The sequence below is a fragment of the Chryseobacterium pennipullorum genome, assembly GCF_003384725.1.
GTDB classification, from domain to species: Bacteria; Bacteroidota; Bacteroidia; order Flavobacteriales; family Weeksellaceae; genus Chryseobacterium; species Chryseobacterium pennipullorum.
In genome coordinates, this window is record NZ_QNVV01000011.1 from 117,826 (window position 1) to 140,089 (window position 22,264).

19 protein-coding genes are annotated in these 22,264 nt (G+C 37.9%); all 19 read left to right on the forward strand.

Translation table 11 applies throughout. The features are described from left to right. Nucleotides 1-52 precede the first annotated feature (52 nt). On the forward strand, nucleotides 53-586 hold the full coding sequence (gene tssO / locus DRF67_RS13515) for a type VI secretion system TssO (RefSeq protein WP_115928812.1): 534 nt from the start codon (nucleotides 53-55) through the stop codon (nucleotides 584-586). Nucleotides 587-597: 11 nt separating this feature from the next. After that, on the forward strand, nucleotides 598-1,122 hold the full coding sequence (locus tag DRF67_RS13520) for a type VI secretion system transmembrane protein TssO (RefSeq protein WP_115928813.1): 525 nt from the start codon (nucleotides 598-600) through the stop codon (nucleotides 1,120-1,122). 56 nt (nucleotides 1,123-1,178) lie between these two features. Beyond that, nucleotides 1,179-2,090, forward strand: a complete 912-nt coding sequence (locus tag DRF67_RS13525) for a PKD domain-containing protein (RefSeq protein WP_115928814.1) — start codon at nucleotides 1,179-1,181, stop codon at nucleotides 2,088-2,090. Between the two features lie 48 nt (nucleotides 2,091-2,138). After that, nucleotides 2,139-4,544 (forward strand): type VI secretion system protein TssR domain-containing protein, encoded by a 2,406-nt coding sequence (gene tssR / locus DRF67_RS13530; RefSeq protein ID WP_115928815.1) that lies wholly within the window; start codon nucleotides 2,139-2,141, stop codon nucleotides 4,542-4,544. A gap of 345 nt (nucleotides 4,545-4,889) precedes the next feature. Next, a complete protein-coding gene (tssD, locus tag DRF67_RS13535; RefSeq protein WP_115928816.1) occupies nucleotides 4,890-5,297 on the forward strand; it encodes a type VI secretion system tube protein TssD in 408 nt (135 codons plus the stop codon). 162 nt (nucleotides 5,298-5,459) lie between these two features. After that, the gene (locus DRF67_RS13540) at nucleotides 5,460-7,391 is read left to right on the forward strand and encodes a type VI secretion system Vgr family protein (protein ID WP_115928817.1); all 1,932 of its coding nucleotides are present in this window, start codon (nucleotides 5,460-5,462) and stop codon (nucleotides 7,389-7,391) included. A gap of 2 nt (nucleotides 7,392-7,393) precedes the next feature. Then, a complete protein-coding gene (locus DRF67_RS13545) occupies nucleotides 7,394-8,860 on the forward strand; it encodes a zinc metalloprotease (RefSeq protein WP_115928818.1) in 1,467 nt (488 codons plus the stop codon). 6 nt (nucleotides 8,861-8,866) lie between these two features. Next, nucleotides 8,867-9,490 (forward strand): hypothetical protein, encoded by a 624-nt coding sequence (locus DRF67_RS13550; RefSeq protein WP_115928819.1) that lies wholly within the window; start codon nucleotides 8,867-8,869, stop codon nucleotides 9,488-9,490. 41 nt (nucleotides 9,491-9,531) lie between these two features. Beyond that, a complete protein-coding gene (locus tag DRF67_RS13555; protein WP_115928820.1) occupies nucleotides 9,532-10,152 on the forward strand; it encodes a toxin-antitoxin system YwqK family antitoxin in 621 nt (206 codons plus the stop codon). A 41-nt stretch (nucleotides 10,153-10,193) separates the two neighbouring features. After that, a complete protein-coding gene (locus tag DRF67_RS13560) occupies nucleotides 10,194-10,811 on the forward strand; it encodes a toxin-antitoxin system YwqK family antitoxin (protein ID WP_115928821.1) in 618 nt (205 codons plus the stop codon). 41 nt (nucleotides 10,812-10,852) lie between these two features. After that, nucleotides 10,853-11,461 (forward strand): toxin-antitoxin system YwqK family antitoxin, encoded by a 609-nt coding sequence (locus DRF67_RS13565; protein WP_115928822.1) that lies wholly within the window; start codon nucleotides 10,853-10,855, stop codon nucleotides 11,459-11,461. A 220-nt stretch (nucleotides 11,462-11,681) separates the two neighbouring features. After that, a complete protein-coding gene (locus tag DRF67_RS13570) occupies nucleotides 11,682-14,180 on the forward strand; it encodes an ATP-dependent Clp protease ATP-binding subunit (RefSeq protein WP_115928823.1) in 2,499 nt (832 codons plus the stop codon). A gap of 66 nt (nucleotides 14,181-14,246) precedes the next feature. Further along, a complete protein-coding gene (locus DRF67_RS13575; protein WP_115928824.1) occupies nucleotides 14,247-15,113 on the forward strand; it encodes a lytic transglycosylase domain-containing protein in 867 nt (288 codons plus the stop codon). A gap of 349 nt (nucleotides 15,114-15,462) precedes the next feature. Then, the gene (tssD, locus tag DRF67_RS13580; RefSeq protein ID WP_115928825.1) at nucleotides 15,463-15,870 is read left to right on the forward strand and encodes a type VI secretion system tube protein TssD; all 408 of its coding nucleotides are present in this window, start codon (nucleotides 15,463-15,465) and stop codon (nucleotides 15,868-15,870) included. A gap of 216 nt (nucleotides 15,871-16,086) precedes the next feature. Then, a complete protein-coding gene (locus tag DRF67_RS13585; protein ID WP_115928826.1) occupies nucleotides 16,087-18,279 on the forward strand; it encodes a type VI secretion system Vgr family protein in 2,193 nt (730 codons plus the stop codon). 31 nt (nucleotides 18,280-18,310) lie between these two features. Beyond that, nucleotides 18,311-19,174: a hypothetical protein gene (locus DRF67_RS13590; RefSeq protein ID WP_115928827.1), complete on the forward strand. Its 864-nt coding sequence runs from the start codon at nucleotides 18,311-18,313 to the stop codon at nucleotides 19,172-19,174. Beyond that, nucleotides 19,171-20,433: a PAAR-like protein gene (locus DRF67_RS13595; protein ID WP_115928828.1), complete on the forward strand. Its 1,263-nt coding sequence runs from the start codon at nucleotides 19,171-19,173 to the stop codon at nucleotides 20,431-20,433. The genes DRF67_RS13590 and DRF67_RS13595 overlap by 4 nt, the downstream gene beginning before the upstream one ends. 1 nt (nucleotide 20,434) lies before the next feature. After that, nucleotides 20,435-21,346: an ankyrin repeat domain-containing protein gene (locus DRF67_RS13600; RefSeq protein ID WP_228435811.1), complete on the forward strand. Its 912-nt coding sequence runs from the start codon at nucleotides 20,435-20,437 to the stop codon at nucleotides 21,344-21,346. A 63-nt stretch (nucleotides 21,347-21,409) separates the two neighbouring features. Beyond that, on the forward strand, nucleotides 21,410-22,264 hold an 855-nt coding region (locus DRF67_RS13605), incomplete at its 3' end, for an ankyrin repeat domain-containing protein (RefSeq protein ID WP_228435812.1).

The following is a 22,264-nucleotide window of genomic DNA, read 5'->3' on the forward strand; positions in this document are numbered from 1 at the left end:
TGTGCATAAAATTTTTTTTTTATATTTTCACAGGCCAAACAAATCGCAAATTATGTCTTCAAATAGGGAAAAAAAATTAAACAGATCTGACGTCAGAATAGGCATTTGGAAGTTCATTCTATCTTTTGCCGTTTTGTCGGTGGTATCCTTTGGATGTCTATTTCTCTTCTTTAAGAGTTATGACCTGCAGCGGGAAGGCATCAGCAAGGATGCTGAAGCCTACAAAGATCTGATGCAGCGCAGTGACTTGCTGAAATCTCATATCGATGATATTTATCAGAGAATGAATCAGTTGGATGTCAATAAGGTGGAAAATGAGATGTTTCTCAGAACCAATATTATGGATAACGTAAGAAATGCCAAACTTCTTATGGGAAAAGACAGTGCTGATAACTTCAGGCATTATGCCTTGCTGATGAGGCAGATTGAACCTATGCTGTCCCTGAAAGCCAAAATCATTGAAGTGGAATTCAAAAAGAAAAATGTCTTGCGGGATCTTACTGAGTGTATGGGAAAAGTAGACAGAGCAAATACTGTTCTTAGAAAAGACCCTACAAGAAGCTTTACAGGAGGAAGAAGAAAATAAAAAGAAAAGATATGCAAGGACCAATTACATTATCAAAGAAAGAGAGGCATTATCAGTTTTTTTATTTAATACTGATGCTTGTGACTGCCCTGTTATTTTTGGGGGTTATCTTTTTAAAAGGCTTTGAATCTCCGTTTTCTGATGAGGATGTGAGAGGAATTCAGAATCTTGAACAGAAAGCAGAATTTGAGAAACATCAAAAAATTGTACTGCCTATCATGGACAGTACATACGCCACAATCACTAAACTTACGGATGAAGCACCACAGCCTTTTGTAGAAAACAATATCTTTATGGGGGTGAATGACCTTAACGGTTATTTTAAAGAGCATGAAGTCGCTGATATCAGAAAAGATGCCTACCCACAAATTGCAAAATTCTATAAAATGTATTTTGACGACAAAAAGGTGATCTCTACCATTACAGAAGATATCAAGAGGTTTGAAAAACAGGTTGAGGAATGCCGCATTGGCTTTAAAGACAAGCAGGAGAAAATCTACCTTCGCAAAAATGCTTTAAAGGACCGTACTCAGTAAACCTAAAGAATGAAAATACCAGGAACTATAAATAAAACACATCACAATTATTAACTATGAATTATTTTCAAAAGAACAAAAAGAACATTATTATTGGTGTTATTGCCACTTTGCTCATTGCAGCTCTTGTTGCACTGTGGCTGCAGAAAAAAGTGATTCACTCTGCCGATGATATTGTGGGGGTGGTTTATCCATCTTCACTGTCCGTGGGAGATACGCTTTTATTTGAAGATAAAACCCAGTTCGCAAAGACCAAAAGATGGAATTTCGGAGATGGAACAACTTCTGATAAAAACAGTGGAATTCACTTTTATGATAAGCCGGGATATTACCAGGTAAGCTTGATTGTTGACAATAAATACACAAAATCTTTTCCTGTCATGGTAGCGGCCAGAAGCCCGCAGAAACAAAAGGATACTACGAAGATTAAAACAACAATAGAGGCCCCTTCACAGGTAATGCAAAATGAAAATGTAAACTTCCGTGCCATTTCAGAAGCTACGCAGTTTTCGTGGAAGTTCGGGGAAACTGGAAATGCAGATGCCAAAGAAAAATTTGCTACCTATTCCTATAAGAAACCGGGAGAGTATCTTGTTTCGCTATTTACCAATACCAGCCAGGATCCGGTATACCATACTATAAAAGTTTTGCCGGCCTATAATTCTCTGGAAGAAGAGGAAGTATCCGTAGAGGATTCCTACGCAAAAGTAGATAATGATTTTAAATATCACCTGCAGCAGATTGCCAATGGAAATAGCTTCAATATGCATTACAATTATCTGTTGAGAACATACCTGTGTAATAATGAAAACACTGTGGTAAAAGTAAATGACAGCAAAGTAAATAATTTTTATATGTACTGCGCCGGTCTTCAGTTTGACAAAAATATGGTGATCCAAACCGTAAAGGTAAACTTAGATGACACTCAGAACTGTGTAACTAAAGTAGAAATAAACCAAAGCAAATAATACCGTCCGGTTTCTCCGGATGCGCCAATCATAAAAAGATAAAATAGGATGAAAAATAAATTTCCTCTAGCAGCATATTACATAGGACTATCAGTATTGTTGACGAGTTGTCAGGTAAAGCTTCCGTCAAAGAAAACACCGGAACCGTCTCAATACGGACAGGTAGATAATTCACCTGTTGTGAATGGGTTTCCGAAAAAATCCGTTCCTTGGATCGTCGTTTCAGACCGGTCCAGAAATACGGCATACCTGGATAAAGATGACGAAAAATCATATAAAGAAGTTAAGTTTTTAGAGCCTTTAATGGTTTTGAAGCACCGAGATGGAATGGTAAAAGTAGCAGAATATATTCCTGATGCCTTAATGAAAAAAGTTTCGTCGAAGTCAATCAAAACTTATGGCTGGATTCCCGAATCCGATCTTCTGCTATGGAATCATTCTCTAAAAAGTGAAAGAACGGGATATCCTGTAAGAGTAGCCGTAGTACCCAATAACAGTGAAGTACTGAAAAGTGCTGAAAGGTATTATAAAAATGACTCGATCATGGTGTTCAATTCACCAAGCCTTATTGAAACAGCTAACGTGAAAATCCCTAACGGGCAGATGGTGTATGTCTACAAACAGGCTGAGAATAACAAAAGATTCCTGGTGGGTAAGAAACCTTCTGTAGATATAGACAGCATCAGTACCAGTTTGTATGGATGGGTAAGTTCTAATGTAATCTCTACATGGGGTGAGCGTTCTGCTATAAAACTTAAAAATACGACAGGAATCAACGATTCTGAACTGGGAGTACATGAAGGATATCCTGGCGGGTCTGGTTCAGACGCGGAAAACAAGAAAGCCATTCTTCTTACTGACATCAACAAAAGAACACCGCTGGAAAATATCTTCCCAGTGAGTCTTCCATTGGAGTCAGCACCTACTCCTGATTCCAAGACAAAATATTTTACGAATATCCTGGATTACAGTAAAAACTTTGTTTCCAATGTATTGGGAGAGCCTATTTATTTTGACCGTTACCGTGAGATTACGGAAAGAAATAAAAATATCAATATTGTTTTTGCCTTGGATGTAAGTGCAACCAATGCGCCTTACGCTCCCATTGTAAAATCGTTATTGCAGGATCTGCAGCTTAGATTTGAAAAACCGTCATACTTCAATGCCTTTAAGTATGGAGTGGTTTTGTATAAAAATAACCCTTGCGGAGAAAATATTTCAATTTCAAAATTAAACGCAGATTATACTAAAATAACGGAATTCATTGATCAGAAGACCAATGAAATGAACTGTGCGAGCAATAACGGATATCAGCCGGTGGGAGAAGCGCTTACTGCGGCAGGAAACCTTCTTTCGGAAGTACCTGATGAAACCAATATTGTAGTTACTGTGGGAACTTCAGCTAACCAGAGCGGAAATATGTATAGCGTAATCAGCTCTCTGACGCAGGCACAGGCGAGGTTGATTATGTTCCAGACCAGTGCAAGATCTTCAGACAATTATAACGATTTTGTATTGATGGCTGAAAATGTGGTGACCAATACTGCTAAAAATATCGCTGAGCTTAAAAAACAAAAGATTATTGATCAGTACGATGTCCTTACCAAAAATAACTTCAGCCTGGTAGAAGGTGATGCCGGATTCTTTTCTTTGGCATATCCGAAACAAAGTATGTCTCAGGGATTCGTTATTTTCCCTAAAAAAGGAGATATTACAACACCGGGATTCCTGAAGAAATCAGTGGACAGCCTTATTTCACAGGTTACTCTGGATAATCAGACGGTGGATAAATCACTTAATGAATATTTCCATTCTTCAGTGGGTGCAGGTAGAACCGATGTGGACTTGAAGTATAAGTACCTTTACCCGGGACTTACGAATCCTGTTTCTGCAGGTATTGCCGCTCAGTTGATCAACTATGGAAGCCCGTTCCTGGTGAAAGGAAATATTCCTAAAGATCTGAAAGATTATACTCCTGCTATCGAAAAAGGAATTCTTATTTCTGAGGCGGAGTATGATAACCTGAAGGCTTTCTACAGTGAAGTATACCGAAATACCAACGCTGAAAGAGCAGACTTTAACCAGTCAAGAGCCATTAAGGAATATGTGAAACTGCTGAAAAAATACAACCCGACCATTAAATTCCTGGATAAAGGGGCTCTTTACGAGTTGCCAATGTCTTATGCAATAGGAATGAGTACAGGATTCGATCTTTCGGAAGAGGAGCTGATGGCTAAGTATAAACTAAAAGGATGGAAAAAGGCTAAAATTGTTCCTAATGAGACCGTAAGAACCTATTTCCGCCACTATAAAGATCTTGCAGACAGAATGCTTGCCAACAGGAATAATCCGGCAGTAAAGATCCAGCAGAACGGACAGACATTCTATTGGCTTAATGAATACTTTACGCCAACAAGGCTTCCGACAGAGCAACCGGAGTATACCAAACATTAATCAGTCATTTTTTATGATATCAAAGCAGAAGGGAAACTTTCTGCTTTTTTTGTGTTTTCGGGATCACTAAAGCAACTCGAACTGCTGAATGCCTATTGCTATTTCTCCTTTGTGTGTAAAAATATGATATTTTCAAGGAGGTAAGGTGAACTTAAAAATGCTTTGTTGAAAGGGATTATAAGGATGTTTGTAAATCCATTGTCGTAGAATTACGACATAAAATCGTAGAATTACTACAATTTCTGAGATTTGTATGCAAAAGTTTTTTTAACAAAAAAGGAGCCTTTATCTTTGCTATACAATCACTGAATCACAAAATATTATTAACGATTAAAATTTACAATCATGGCAGAAAGAAATTCAAGAGGAATCTTAAAATTCAACAACGGAGAAGGACAGAAGCTGTTAAAACTGAACTACAGCGTATCGAGATCTACTGACGTTTCAGGACGTGTAGCATCCGACCCTTCCAATGCACTGATCAAAATTACAGTAGAAGCTACTGAGAAATCTGATATCCTTGAAAGCTTGTTAAACGGTAAGTACAAGCCGACAGTAGGAGAGATCACATTCAACAAATCTCACGAAGAAGGTACATTAATTACTTTGAACTGGCAGAACGGATATGTTATCCAGCACCAGGTTGATTTTGATGCGATCGACAGTAACAGTATGCTGATCAGCTTTGTAGTAAGTGCTGAGACTATTGACTACGGTACTTCTCAGTATGCCGGACTTTGGCCAAGCAGCTAAGATACACACATCATCAACATTCATAAAAAAAGACTGTCCCTATCAAAGACGGTCTTTTTTGCCTAAGCTATAGAACACCAACTACTTTCAATGTACAACAGATTTATCTGACGAATGTTTGATAAAATATTGCTATCTTTATTATTAACCAAACACAAGCATATGAAAACCGAATCACAGACCATGACATCCCCTTTCCGACCATCGCAAAATGCAGATGGTATTTCCGAGAACCATCATTCAGGAATTAACCGTTTGGTTAAACTCTCTTTGGTTGTGGAAGGCAAAATCATCAAATATTATAAACATTTTACACTTAAACAAAAGGCGGGTAACCATCACGAATTTATCCTTATCCTTGCTCATGACGCATTGGGAGACCGGCAGAGTCATACGCTGGAAGAAGCCAATAAATTTTTAGGAAAACGTCTGACAGCCGTTATTTCATATAAGGATATAGAGAACAGCCCCGAGAGAAATTTTGTCGGGATCATTACCAAAGTTGGTTTCAGCCAGGAAAAAATGAGTCTGGGAAATATTGTCCTTTCGGGATACAGCCCAACTATATTACTGGACGGGGCCCCGCATATTCAGAGTTTTGGTGGTGCCCAGCCTGTTAATATGGGAATTATTGCCGAGGAAATTATTAAACAGGGGATAGATAAGGGACGTTTTGATATCAGAGTGGATACCAATGATTATTCACAGATTATCTATAGCAGCCAATACAACGAAACCCACTATAATTACCTGGCAAGAATGGCTGAAGCATATGGAGAACAATTCTATTATGATGGTGAAGTTCTTCATTTCGGAAAACTTCCCCCACAGAATAAACCTATAAAGCTGGTCTATGGGAGTAATGCCGATGACATTAGGGTGGAGCTGAAGGCCATTCATACCAAGCCTCAATATTATGGGTACAACAGCAGCAAAAATGAAAAGCTGACATCCGGAGAAACTCCGGTCAGCCATTTTGGGGATCTTGCTAAAACAGCCTACAGCCACAATGATAAAATATTCAAAACTCCGGCTCTACAGATAGCGCCAATTAAGGCGTCTACCCATCTGGATGTTGAGCATTCGCAAAGAAGCACCGCAGGAAGTGAGGCTGTTAGTGTATTTTCGGTTTCAGGTTCTACAACAGTACCTTTTTTGCATCCGGGATGTGTTGCAGATATTTACATGAGAAAACCGGATACTAATGAGAGCGCTTACTTTACCAAAGTTATGGTAACCGAAGCTGTTCATGAAATCGATACCATCGGGCATTACACCGGAAGTTTCGAATCCATAGCGGCAGATACAGGCTTCCTTCCAAAGCCTGAATTTACAGTGCCTGCGGCACAGCCTCAGATGGCCACTGTAATTTCCAATACGGATCCCGAAGGCCAGGGAAGAGTTCAGGTAAGATTCGACTGGCAGATGAACGATATTACGCATTTTGTGAGGGTCATGAGTCCTGATGCGGGCGGCACAGATCAGATTACCCAAAACCGTGGCTACGTTGCAGTTCCTGAAGTGGGAGACCAGGTGATGGTCAATTTTGTCCACAGCCATCCTGACCGGCCATTTGTGATGGGAGGGATGTTTCATGGAGGAATTGGCTTAGGAGGAGGAATTGACAACCGGGTAAAATCGATCCAGACGAGAAGCGGCCACCGCGTCGTTTTTACAGAAGATGAAAGCATCGTCATCACAGATAAAAGCGGTAATGAGATTCACCTGGATACTACAGGCAGCAATATCACCATTACAGCACCGGAAACGATGACCCTGAACTGTAAAAATATGAACATCAATGTGGCTGAGGATATGAACACAACGGTAGGTATGAATAAATCCAACAGCATTGGCCTGAATAATACCGAAAATGTGGGAGCAATGAAACTTACTTCCGTAATAGGTGACGCAAGTACATTCATTACCGGAAAGCTGACTGAAATTATTGATGGTGATGTCCATAGTGAAACCAAAAAAGGACGAAATGAAATTTCTGAAAAAGAAATGAATATCAGTTCCAATTCCTCCATCAACAAACACGCGCAGCAGGAAGTCCAAAATAACAGCGGTGAGAAATCTAAAGCCCACTAGCCATGAGCAGGACAAGAATTGTAAAGGGTACTTATAACAAGATTACTCATGAAGATCACAATATGTACTCGCAGGAGAGTATTATCTCGCGCGCGTACAAATGGATAACTGAAAAAGGAAATGCTAAAGGAGTAAGCTTTGGTAAAGCCGGAGATCCGCCGCCATCGGAGATAAGAGCGAAATGTGTTGTTCATTTTCGGGCTAAAGATGGGTGGCGTGGAGAAGATTATGGTTTTGACTGGATGAGATTGGGGGAGACCTCTAATTTTGGGGATGTTAACTATGAAAATATTGTAGCGAAACAATATACAGATTCCACCTATGCCACATTGGAAAGGGATATTAATGAATATGATGGAAGCTTTAAGAAAGATCCTGTTTTATATTCCAAACTCAAGCAGGAATATGGGGTATATAGTATTCCATGGAAGAAAAAAGCTGATGGTACTCCTGAAAATTATTATTGTTCCTGGCTGTCATTGTACCCTTCGCAAATTAACGATAGCAATACAAAACAGCTTATTGCTTCTAACTTTAAAAATACAAAGGCTGTTTTAAGCCTGAGCATTGAAGTTGACGAAGAACCGGATACCCTGAAATTTAAAGAAAATAAGCTCTTCAAAATTTCTCCTATGGAGATTACTACCAAAACTAAAGGAAAGCATAATCTTAAAGACTTTGTAACCATAGAATGTCTGGAGGAATTTTCCGATGACCAGGTTATCGAAATAATAGCGGTTAAAAAAGATAGTGCAGGTACAGAGATTCCGGAAGTAGCGGGACGATTAAAAGTCTGGGCGAATCATGCTGCTAAAAGGAAAAGGACAAAAATTTTACTTATTGACTTACAAACTCCACCTTTAACTGGCCCAAAAGGAAAAAAAGGAAACTCTACTGGTCAAAAAGAATTATTTGAAAATTATCTGCGGCAGGCACTTATTGAAGCCGACGTCGATATAGAAACCGTTGATGTATCCGGTGATGCACATTTTCAGGCGGGTGGCAGATATGTAGTTGGTGGAAAAGTAGCAGCTTACTACAAGAGTGTAAGGAATGCCCCCTCCGGATTTGTAGTGTTAGAGAACTATGTATATAATAAAGTGAAGGAAAACCTTAAATTGAATGGAGTTTCCGAGACAAAATATGATAAACATTATATTGCCATCTATGTAGGCGAACCAGGGGGATCTGTTGAAACAGCTGGAAATGTTAAGGCACTCAATGGATACAGTTCTGGTAAATTTGTTGTATTATTCCCCACAAAAAATGACCAGACTGCAGCTCATGAGTTTCTGCACAGTTTTGAATTGCCTCATACCTTTACCAATTCTGAGGCGGACTCCAAAGCACAATACACCTACCAATATGCCAAAACCGAAAATATTATGGATTATTCCCATCACATTCCTGAAACACGCTATAATCTTTGGAAATGGCAATGGGTAATCGCTAATAACAATACAAAATAGAATTCTATGAAAAAAATACTGTTTTTTCTAAGTTTATTGATCGTCCTTTCTTGTAAATCACAAAATAAAAAAAATATGCTGCCCTCAATTGATAGTAAATTTGAAAAATTTGATACGATCCAATATAGGGATTTGTACAATAAAAACCCTAATTATCCCAGCGAAACTTTAGATAATGGCTCTTATGTGGAAATGAACGTAGCAAATTATGGTAAGAGTTATTCTTTAACTATGCGAAATTCTTATTACACTTTGACAAAAGTTTATTTTCCAAATGGGAATGTTAAATCTAAAGGATTATCAAATAATACTGAGAGCTTACAAATAGGTATTTGGTATGAGTTTGATGAAAATGGAAAGCTTAATAAGGAGGTTGATTATGATAAGCCTTACAAATTTTCATTTAATGATATTTTAAAATTTTGTGAAAAAGAAGGTATTCCTTTGACAAAAGGACCTGTACTTCAAAGTACAGGATTTCATACCACCATTACCCGCAGAGTTGAAAAAGAAAAACCTATCTGGGCAATTGAATGGAAAAAAGAATCTAATGTTTTGGAGACTATAACGTTAGATGGTATGACAGGTAAGGTAATCTCTAGAATAGAGTCTGAGTATATTAATAATTAGTTTGTTTTTACATCAACAGCTCATGGTAACTTTAGAATTCTATGAAAAAAATACTGTTTTTTCTAAGTTTAATAATTGTTGTTTCTTGTAAATCGCAAAATAAAAAGAATAGGTTACCTACTGTTGATCATAAATTTGAAGTTTTTGATTTAAATAAATATAACAGCAAAATGAATGACTCTCGTGTTCTTAGAGAGAAGCAAAATGATGGTGGTTATATTGAAATGGATAAGGATAATACATACTGTTGGTTTGGTTACACTCCATACAACTCATTGTTTACAATTACAAAAGTTTATTACCCTAATGGAAATATTAAATCAAAAGGGTTAACAAATAATACCGGAGGGATACAATTGAATATTTGGTACGAATTTGATGAAAATGGAAAGCTTATTAAGGAGATTGATTATGATAAACCCTACAAGTTTACATTTGAAGATATTTTGAAGTTCTGTGAAAAAGAAGGTATCCCTTTGACAAAAGGCCCAGTCTTGCAAAGTACTGGATTTCATACCACCATTACCCGTAGAATTGAAAAAGAAAAGCCTGTCTGGGCAATTGAATGGAGAAAGAAATCTAATGTTTTGGAGACTATAACGTTAGATGGAATGACAGGTAAGGTAATCTCTAGAATAGAGTCTGAGTATATTAATAATTAGTTTGTTTTTACATCAACAGCTAATGGTAACTTTAGAATTGTATGAAAAAAATACTTTTTTTTCTAAGTTTAATGATTGTTGTTTCTTGTAAATCGCAAAATATTACGTTGCCTGTTTTTGATGATAAATTGGAAAGGTTTGATACAATTCAATACTCGAATTTGTACCATAAAAACCCTAATTATCCCAGCGAAATTTTAGATAATGGCTCTTATGTGGAAATGAATGAAGCAAATTATGGTAAGAGTTATTCTTTAACTATGCGAAATTCTTATTATACTTTGACAAAAGTTTATTTTCCAAATGGGAATGTCAAATCTAAAGGCTTATCAAATAATACTGAGAGCTTACAAATAGGCACATGGTATGAGTTTGATGAAAATGGAAACCTAATCAAGGAGGTTGATTATGATAAACCTTACAAGTTTACGTTTGAAGATATTTTAGAATTTTGTGAAAAAGAAGGTATCCCTTTGACAAAAGGACCAGTCTTTCAAAGTACAGGATTTCATACCACCATTACCCGCAGAATTGAAAAAGAAAAACCTGTCTGGGCAATTGAATGGAGAAAGAAATCTAATGTTTTGGAGACTATAACATTAGATGGAACTACAGGGAAGGTGGTCTCAAGAAGAGAGTCTGAGTATATTAATAATTAATTTGTTTTTACATCAACAGCTAACGATAACTTTAGAATTGTATGAAAAAAATAGTGTTTTTTCTAAGTTTGATGATTGTTGTTTCTTGTAAATCGCAAAATAAAAAAGATATACTACCCAGTGTTGATAATAAGTTTGAAAAGTTTGACTCGAATAAAATAAAGGATTCTGATGTTTTAAGGGAGTTTTTATCCAATGGTAATTATATCGAGATAAATGCAGCAAATTCAGGTAAGTATTATCAGGAGACTTTTAAAGATTCATACTACATGATATCAAAATCGTATTATCCAAACGGAAATATCAAATCAAAAGGAGCTGGTTTTAATGGAGATGGTTTTCAAATTGGCAAGTGGTATGAGTTTGACGAAAAAGGAAACCTAATCAAGGAGGTTGATTATGATAAGCCTTACAAGTTTACATTTGAAGATATTTTGATGTTCTGTGAAAAAGAAGGCATCTCTTTGACAAAAGGGCCGGTTTTGCAAAGTACAGGATTTCATACCACCATTATCCGAAGAGTAGAAAAAGAAAAGCCTGTCTGGGTAATTGAATGGAGAAAGAAATCTAATGTTTTGGAGACTATAACATTAGATGGAACTACAGGGAAGGTGATCTCAAGAAGAGATTCTGAGTATATTAATAATTAAAAGATAACACTGAGAAAAGAATGCTATCACTTCTCTCAGTGAAGAATTAATTATCTTTACCTCATTTAGAATAAAATATTTAATTTTAGCAGAGCAAAAAGAACAGGATTTTGTTCTCCAAATATCACGGATAAAATAAAGGTCCCTAAAAGAGGATATCAAACAATCTGGAAGGGACATACAACAAGACGCAAATATATTAATATAAGAAAAATTATAAATGGGAGTACTAGTAACCAACGAAACAGTAAAACAACTATTCCATATTGCACAGTCAATAGCGAAAGAAAATTATAATGGCACTTACGGAGGGCCACATATTCTTCAGGCATTGATGCATAAAGATATCGGGCTTAATGATTTTCTGAAAAGTATAGATAAAGATCCAGGCTATTTCTATGAATGGGCAGACGTACGCATTGAAGAATATCCAAAAACCAGTCATCTTCCCGATGAGGTGGGACAGGATGAGGCGGTGGATACCCTTATAGAAGAGGCGGATGATATCCGTTTAAAACTGGGACTTGATGAGATTACCCCGATATGTATTCTTACAGCGATAGTAAAACCGCAGGTTGTATTTTCTTTGCAGCAGCTGAAATCGCTTCCGCTAAGAGAACACGATATTTTTAACCTGTACCGCAAAGATACACCGTTTGCAGTGTCGGAAGACGGTGATTTTTCATCATTATTTTCAAACGGAGCAGCGGATTATTCAGACGCGTCATTTCCGTCTATCAAGAGCTATTGTGTAGACAGAACGGCACAGGCCAGAAAGGGAGACCTGGAAAATATCATCGGCCGGGATAAAGAACTCAGAATGCTGGTAGAAATTCTCTGCCGCAGAAGTAAGCCGAATGTTATTATCATTGGCGAGCCTGGCGTAGGAAAAACTGCTTTGGTGGAAGGATTCGCGATTGAAATTACAAAGGGAAATGTTCCCGAAATGCTTAAAAACGGTACCCTCTTGGAACTGGATACCGGGGCATTGCTGGCTGGGACATCGTATAAAGGTGAGATTGAAGACCGTCTGAAAAAAGTAATCAATGAATGCAAGAAAATTGAAAAAGCCATTCTTTTCATTGATGAAATTCATACCCTTTTGGATCCTAAAGGAAGCATCGGAAATGTTGCCAATCTTCTAAAGCCTGAGTTAGCAAGGGGTGAAATCACAGTAATCGGAGCTACCACTCAGGAAGAATACAGAAAAATCATAGAACCGGAACAGGCATTCAACCGACGTTTCGAGGTGTTAACCGTCAATGAGCCGGATGAGAAGACTTGTGTGAAAATGATCGACGTACTTCTTGAAGGTTACAAAAAGCACCACGGGATAGAAGTGGAAAAAACAGCCCTTCCGGAATGTGTGCGTCTGGCTAAAAGATATGCAAAAGGTAAAAAATTACCGGATGCTGCCATCGATTTGTTAGACAGAACAATGGCTGCTATCAAAATGCTTGATGAGCTTTCGGAAAAAGAGCTGGAAAGCTGGAAAACAAGCTATGATACTATCCTCACAGAAGAATTTGCTGATAATAAAGATAAAGCAGATGAGCTGATCTGGGCCTATAATCTGTTAAGAGATAAGATCAGTCCTATCCTTTGGGGCTCCCTCAGCGAACAGCCTGCTATTGATAACTCCATGCCGGTAGATCAGATTCAGAAGATCATTGAAGATACTTATGCTGAACTATTAGAACATGCTGCAAAGAAAAGAGAAAAGGTAGACCGTCTTGAGCTTGCTGCTGTAATGGCGGCCAAAACCAATATCCCGATCGGGAAAATTCAGGCTCAGGAAAAAGAAAAGCTCCTGAATATGGAATCGCTCCTTATGAACAGGGTAGTAGGACAGGACCATGCTTTAAAAATCCTTTCCGATGCTATTGTTGAAAACAGAAGCGGATTGAACAAGCCTGGGCAGCCTATCGGGTCATTCTTCCTATTGGGGCCTACCGGGACCGGAAAAACAGAGCTGGCAAAATCAATGGCCGAATTGCTTTTCAATGATGAGAAGGCGATGGTCCGTTTTGATATGTCGGAATTTAAAGAGGAGCATTCTGCAGCATTGCTGTACGGAGCGCCTCCGGGATACGTAGGATACGAAGAAGGAGGGATGCTTGTGAATAAGATCAGACAGCAGCCTTATACCGTTGTATTGTTTGATGAGATTGAAAAAGCCCACCATTCGGTATTCGATGTATTCCTTCAGATTATGGATGAAGGTAAAGTGCATGATAAATTAGGAAAAGAAGGTGACTTCAGCAATGCGCTGATTCTCTTTACTTCCAATATTGGTAGTGAAGAAATTGTAAAACAGTTTGAAGAAGGAAAAGTTCCTGAATCTTCTGCGCTGATGCAGATTATGTCCAATTCAGGAAGATTCAGACCTGAGTTTTTAGCAAGGATTACAGAGATCATTCCTTTTGCTCCTATTACGGAGTCTATTGCAGAAAGAATTTTCAATATTCAGTTGAAGTCATTACATACTTCCCTGACAAGGCTGGGAATTGCTTTGAAAATCAGTGATGATGCAGTAAGAAACCTTGCTCTGGGAGGATTCAGCAGCAAATATGGTGCAAGGCAGATCTCAGGGGTTATTCGTGCTCAGCTGGCCAGGCCTATTTCTAAAATGATCGTCAGAGAAGAAGTAAAGTCGGGACAGACCATTCATGTGGACTGGAACCAGGAAGAGGACAAACTAAGCTGGAAAGTAGATTAATAAGTATAGAGTAAAGCAAAAAGGCAAAAGTGCAGGTACGCCTTTTGCCTTGTTAATACATAGAAAATGAAAACCATTGTTAGAAATATATTGATAGGGATGATGCTTCTCGGAGCCGGTATTTTCGTGAACGGGCAGTTCCTTTCCGCATCTGATACCTCTGAAAGCAGTGTGAAAAAATACAAGGGAATTATCAATGCCAATAAGGACCTTGTTGAATTTATTGAGCAGCTGCTGCTTCAGAAAGGACTTCCCAAGCATTTAAGAAATCTTGCGCTGATAGAATCCCATTTTAACAGAAATATTACCTCCGGAGCGGGAGCAGTAGGGATATGGCAGCTAATGACTTCGCATGCCAATCAATATGGGCTCACCGAGCAGAACCGTACAGATGTTTATAAAAGTACAAAGACAGCAGTGATCTCTTTGGGGAATCTTTATAAAAAGTATAATAATTGGGTGACGGTAGTTGCGGCCTACAACTGTGGTGAAGGAAATATTGCAAAAGCAATGCAGGCTGCCGGCTCCTCTCATTATCATGAGTTTTATAAATACCTTCCCGGAGAAACCGTCAACCATGTGAAAAAATACCTGAATGCCTGCTATGCAACCGGAGAGCTTGAATACGTACTGAACAATTATAATTCTTCAAGGATCAATAAAGTATTCTTTGAAGATGGAAACCGTAAGGTAACCGAGGCCGCACTGTCGGAAACAGAAATCAATGCGGGATTTAACCTGAATGTAGTCGCAGACGAGCTGAAGGTAAATGTAGATGAAATTCTCGCCTGGAATCCGGGAATTGTAGAGGAACTGCAGAGAAAAGGAGAAAGTACATTTTATCTTCCTACAGACCTGATGCCAGATTTTCTTTTAAGAAAAAATAAGATCCTTTCCAGATCAATAAAAGAAGGCAGCAGGACTCAGCAATAAACCGATACATTTCTAAATAAATATCAACCGTACCTAACCGTACGGTTTTTTTATACTTAATGATACTGTTAAAATAGGCTAATATATATTAAGAAAATCATAATATTTCTCACTCATGTGGAAAATTACTGTTTTTGATCATTTGTAGCAATAAGCTGAAACCTCCATCTGGAGGCCTTTTAAGCGGTTTTTGTAAATCAAATGTCGTAGAATTACTACAAAAAGTCGTAGAACTACTACAATTTTTCATATTTATAGTGAAAAGTTTTTTTTAGACTACAAGAGCCTCTATATTTGTTAAACAATCACCGAATCACAAAATATTACTAACGATTAAAATTTACAAATCATGGCAGAAAGAAATTCAAGAGGAATCTTAAAATTTAATAACGGAGAAGGACAGAAGCTGTTAAAGTTAAACTACAGCGTATCAAGATCTACTGACGTTTCAGGACGTGTAGCATCAGATCCTTCCAACGCATTGATCAAAGTGACAGTAGAAGCTACTGAAAAATCTGATATCCTTGAAAGCTTGTTAAACGGTAAGTACAAGCCAACGGTAGGAGAAATCACATTCAACAAATCTCACGAAGAAGGTACATTAATTACTTTGAACTGGCAGAACGGATACGTGATCCAGCACGAAGTAGACTTTGACGCAATCGACAGCAACAGTATGCTGATCAGCTTTATCATAAGTGCTGAAACAATCGATTACGGTACTTCTCAGTACGCTGGACTGTGGCCTTCATCATAGGTAAGCCTATTCATCATCTTAGTAAAAATAAAATTGGTACAGAACAGTGCACTCTCACGGGTATGCTGTTCTGTTTTTTCCATTTACCTGCATAAGAAAAACATCAGGGAATCATTTTTTAAAGAAAAAAGAATCTTTTTCTGCTAAAATTTTTTCCATAGATCTGTAAGATCAGCAGTTTATCCGATAATTTGTTAATATAAAACACAAGACGTTATGTTTCAGGATGATAAATCAATTAAAATAGATAGCCCCCAAAATAATAGTATAGCAGATACTGCAAAGCTAAAAAATACGGTAAAAGAAAAAGCCACCCAGAAGGCAGAAGGAAAGCTGAATAAAGCATCCGAAAAAGCAAAGAAAGCTGCTGAAGCAGGGCAACAAAGCTTAACTGCCGTACAGGGAACAGATATGTTTATGAATCAGACCCTGGTTCCTAATAATCCTTCAATCACAGAAAATAAGGTTTGGGCAAAACAACCCACCTCAAAAATACATAATGCGTCAGCGATTGCTGAAAGCTTTATTGCAGGAATCAACCGCGTTGTAAAGCTGGATGTTGTTGTTGAAGGTCAGATTATAAAACATTTCAAGCACTTTAAACTTGTCCAAAGTGCGGCTAAGCACCACGAGTTTAGTCTGACGCTGGCCCACGATAGTCTTGGAAGTGCTGAGAACCACAATCTGGACGGCGCTCAGAACTTTCTTGGAAAAAGAATTACAGTAGTCTTTAAGTATAAAGATATCGAAAAAGGTGCCGAACGTAATTTTGTGGGTGTCATTACCGAAGTGGGTTTCAGTCAGGAAAAAGGAAGCCTGGGAAATATTATTATTAAAGGATACAGCCCAACTGTGCTTTTGGATGCCGCACCGCACATTCAGAGTTTTGGAGGTGGCCAGCCTGTGAGTCTCAACAGTATTGCAGACCAGGTGATCCGCGAAGGGCTTGGACAGAATAAATTTGATTTCCGGGTGGATGCCCAGCATGGAAATGTTCCATATAGCTCACAATACGAAGAAACCCATTATAATTACCTTGCCAGAATGGCTGAAGCATATGGCGAGCAGTTTTATTATGATGGTGAAGTGCTGCATTTCGGAAAGCTTCCACCACAGGAGAAACCTGTTAAACTTACCTATGGCAGCAGCGTGAGCGATATTGCGATTAAGATGAAAGCGCAGCATGTAAGTCCCACTTTCTACGGGTACAACAGCAGCAAAAACGAAAAGCTGACAGCCGCCAATTCAAAAATCACCCATACCTCGGATATTGCAAGACGTGCCTACGAGATATCAGAAAAGACTTTTACCACACCTTCCTTGAGAGTAGCCCCAATAAAGGCAACTTCTTTTATGGATATTGATGCTTCCCAGAAAGGAACTGCCGGAAGTAAGGCTTCGGAAGTTTTTATAACTTCAGGAACGACAACTGTTCCTTTTTTATATCCGGGATGTACGGCAGATATTGAAATGCGTAAATCCGGAAGCAATGAAACTTCTTATTTTACCAAACTGATGATTCTTGAAGTAACCCATGAAGTGGATGCCAGAGGATATTATGATGGGAAATTTGAAGCCATTGCTGCAGATACAGGTTTTATCCCTCGTCCGGAATTTCAGACACCCAGAGCAGAAGCTCAGTTTGCCAAAGTAATTTCAAATACGGATCCCATGAACCAGGGAAGAGTAAAGATACAGTTCGACTGGCAAAATGGACCTGATACCTCAGAGTTTATCAGGGTAATGACTCCTGATGCGGGAAGCAGCGATAAGGTAAATAAAAACAGGGGATTTATGGCCATCCCCGAAGTTGGAGACCAGGTCATTGTCAATTTTGTTCATCAGCATCCGGACCGTCCGTTTGTGATGGGTGGGATGTTCCATGGCGGTATCGGTGCAGGCGGAGGAGCTGATAACAATATAAAAAGCCTGAGCAGCAGAAGCGGAAACAAACTGGAACTCAATGATGGCGAAGGTTCTGTATTTCTTACTGACCAGGGAGGAGCTAATATGAAATTTGACGGCGCAGGAAATGCCCATACCAATGCCAATAACAATAAAACGGTTAATGTAGGAAACAATAATACCGTTAATGCCGGAAGCACCAGTGCTATTAATGTAGGTGGTAAGGAAGGAGAAGGTGCCAATTCATTTTTAAAAATGGATGCTGCAGGAAATATATCTCTAGAAGGAAAAACAAAAATTGAGCTGAAAGTAGGTGAAAACACGATTACCATAACCAAGGAGGGAATTACCATTTCAGCTAAAGAAGGAATGCTGGATATGAACTCCTTACAGAATGCACTGTTGGTAACACAAGATAAATTGAGTATTTACAGTAAATCGATCACCTCGATTAACGCTACAGGCGACATGTTTATTACCGGAAGTAATGTAGATATCAATTAACGGTAAATGTATTCTCAAAATGCGTTAGACTATGGCAATCGAACTGACCAATGAGCAAATAGACGAGACATCAGGATTTAAATATGCCTGGTATAAAAAAGCAGAATATAATATCAATATTAAATCCTATCTTACTTTAGGAACCGGAAAAGCTAACCAAACGGAAATAGAAGAAGACTGGACCATCGTGCCCGGAGAGTATCATCATATTACGATCCATTCCTCTCCCCAAAGATACATTCAGTCTGACGGACAAATGCAGCCGTTTTATGAAATTCTGAAAGAAGTAAACAAGGCAACACAGGTCCTTGAGATCTCTTTACATCCGGATAAAAGTATACAGGAAGTTACCAACAAAGATGAGGTGTCGGAAAAATGGAATACGATCAAAAAAGATCTTCATTTCTTTGAATTGGTAAAAGAAAGCTACGAAACATTTATCCGTATTTATGATAAGGAATTCAAGGATATAGATGATAATATTAAGCTGAATTTTTTGTATCAGATTATGTTTTATCCTTTACCGGTATTCAGAGGAGGCGGGCTCGGAGATGAAATTCCATCCAGAACAACCTTATCAATCTTGTTTCCTGGTGAAAAATTGAGATATGATACTCAATACAAAATTTCGAAAAAAGACGAGGGAGGGTATACCGTACATATTACTGCTAAAAATAAAGACGGGCAGTCGCAGTTTGAAAGCGTTTACAGAGACCAATATCAGAGAACGCTTGGCAGTTCTTTAGACTATGCGTATTCAGTAGAAGGAGAATATACATACAATGGGGATTCTGTATTGTCTGAAATCATATTTCATGTCAAGGAGAAACTCAATGATAATATGTTCTATGTCTGCAGATATCATATAAAACTAAATAAAAAAGTATCAGTATGAGTCAATTATATATAGCACAGGATACTCCCCTTATGTGCAGTAAGGGGAGAAGGCTTATAGGAATTGGAGTCAGTTCCCAGTCTTCAGTTAAGCTGAAGAAAGGAGCTAAGCTGATGGCCACAGAAGATGACCGCTTCAAAGACAATTTTATCTGTCCTGAAATGATGATGGCGGGAGCCTTGGCTGGAGTGGCTGTTGCAGCAGCTTTCTCGGGTGGGCTCTTTGTTTTGGCAGCCGCAGCATGGGCGGGAAGTGCATTGATTGATGACTGTCTGAATATCTGTTCCTTTCTCTGTAAAGGAAGTGACTGGAAAAATACCCATCCAAAAGTAAAAGTTGAAAACAAAAAACCTCTCCTGCAGAACTCCAGCTTACATTGTTTCTTAGGAGGGGAAGTTACGTTTCATTTACCTATTGCCCAATTGCAGGAAGCTAATACAGCCAGCCAGATGGCAAAGGATTCTTATGATGACGGCTATAAAGACAAGGATGGAAATAATATAGAGATAGACGGTTATACCCGTATTAATACAGAGGACCAAAGCAAATTAGATGCACTTTTTGGACCGGGGGCATTAAGGAAAGAAGATTTTAATACAAATAATGATAATGGTTTCTTTGCCTCTTTATATTATAATGAAAATACAGGTGATTATTTTGTAGCATTCAGAGGTTCTGAGCCAAAAGGCATGCAATTCTATCATGACTGGTTTATTGAGGATGGAGGACAAGCCTTCGGCTTTGATACTCCTCAAATAGAAAAGACGCGAAGTCTTGCGGAGAAAATGGATAATGCTACCAAAGGAAAAGTAAAGTTTACAGGGCACTCACTAGGGGGAGGAAATAGCGCGATGGCGTCTTATTATACTGGGCTTCCGGGCTATACATTTAACGCAAGAGGGGTTCATCAAAATACCCTGAACTATCTCGATGAAAAAGGAGCGGCAAAATCAACTTCAAATATCTTCAATTATAGTACAAGTAATGATATACTTAATGGATTACAAAATAATAGAGAAGGATTACTAGCAACATTAGCATTTTCTGGAATCCCTGGACTAAATTTACTAGGTGGAATTGGCGGCCTGACAGGCGCGGCGCCTAGAGCGTTAGGAGAACAAAACGAAATCTTTGGATATATTGAAGACAATGAGGGACTTGGTATTAAAACCATAGGAAGCGGGCATAGTGCTTATGCTGATGCGTTTCAGGCAATGATGGACACGATCAACACTAATGTTGTAGCAAATAATACATAATATGAAAACAATTATTCTAATACTTCTATCCGTTATGACACTTACCAATTGTTCAGATTCTGTTTTTAGATCGCGCAAAAACGCCAATAGAAAAAACCTTCCACCTGGAAAGTTGTTTGAAGGTGCACAACTGCAGGCAGCACAAAATATTTTTGACGAAAATAATACTGAATTAATCAATATTATGAAAGCCAATCCGGAGGTCATCAACCAACTTAGTAAGAAGGAAAATAAAGGATACACCTTGTTGCATTATGCTGCATTGTTAGAAAATATGAAAGCAATGGAAAGTTTGCTGGAAAATGGTGCCGACCCCAATATTATAACACCTCAGGGTTTGCCAGTCAGACATGCTGTAGCACTTAATAATTATGACATGCTTAATTTACTGCTTAAGTATCGTGCAACACTTAATCCATCAATTGGAACGAATCCGATTAGTGATGCAATGATGCTGGGTGATGAAAATATGGAAAGGAAAATGATCGATTACTTAATGAAAAATGGAGCAGATATTAATCATATTTCTTACAACGGAGGTAATATTATGGAAGATGCTACGAGAGATAATTTGGATCTTGCAGCCTATTTTTTAGAGAAGGGTGGACAACCTCTTATAGCAGGGACAAATATTTGTCCGATGGCTGACTATATTCAATATAAGGAAACACAAAAAAAAGAACGTAATCTACCAGAGTCTCCTTACTACGAAAAACTTTTTGGGATTAAAAAGCAATTAATTGAAAAATATAATGTTCAGTTTCCTTATAAGAAAGATCTTATAGAAGAAGCCAAACTTAGAATAAAACTGTATGAAAATCTAAGTCCTAAAGATAAAATATCAATAAATTTCGATAATAATTATGGTGAAAACCTTTATCGTGAGGACCTGAATAGAGTGAAAGGAAATTAGAACTGAAATAAAAAGCTAACGAAGTTTAATTCATAGTAGTGTATGATGAATTGTCAACAGTATATGAGTAAATCAGCTCTTTTAATATTACTTTCCATTATGACACTTTTTTCCTGTTCAGATAGTAGCCTTAGGTCACGTAAAAAAGAAAATAGAAACGAGTATCCACCTTCAAAAATGTTCAAAGGGGATGGCTTGCAAGCTGCTCAAAAAATGTTTGATGGAGATCTTAATGGAATGGAACAGCTTATTAAAGAGAAAAATATTGATCTTAACAAGTTAGAGGAAGGAACAGGATATACTTTATTGATGTATGCTTCTATCATAGAGGATCTTAAAGCAATGGAAAAGTTGCTGAAATTAGGTGCTGATCCCAATGTCATCATTCCTTATAAAGGATTGAAGTCTCCTCTGAATCATGCTGTGGCACTTAATAATTATGAAATGCTTGAATTACTTTTTAAGTATAAAACCAATCCTAATCCGGCTTTAGGAGACTCTCCATTAGCTGATGCGATGATGATTGGAGGATCTGATAATACCGAGAGAAAAATGATCGATTATTTGCTTCAAAACCTGGCTGATATCAATAATATATCTTATTGCGGAAATAATATAATGGAAAATGCTGTAAGAGATGATCTTAAATTAGCAGGCTATTTTTTAGAAAAAGGAGGCCAACCCAAGATAAAAGGAACAAATATTTGCCCGATGGCTGACTACATTCAGTTTGAGGAAGAAAATCAAAGAAAATTTAATAAAACGGAAAATTTAAGTGAAATACTAGCATTTAAAAAACAATTAATTGAAAAATATAATGTTCAGTTTCCTTATAAGAAAGATCTTATAGAAGAAGCCAAACTTAGAATAAAACTGTATGAAAATCTAAGTCCTAAAGATAAAATATCAATAAATTTC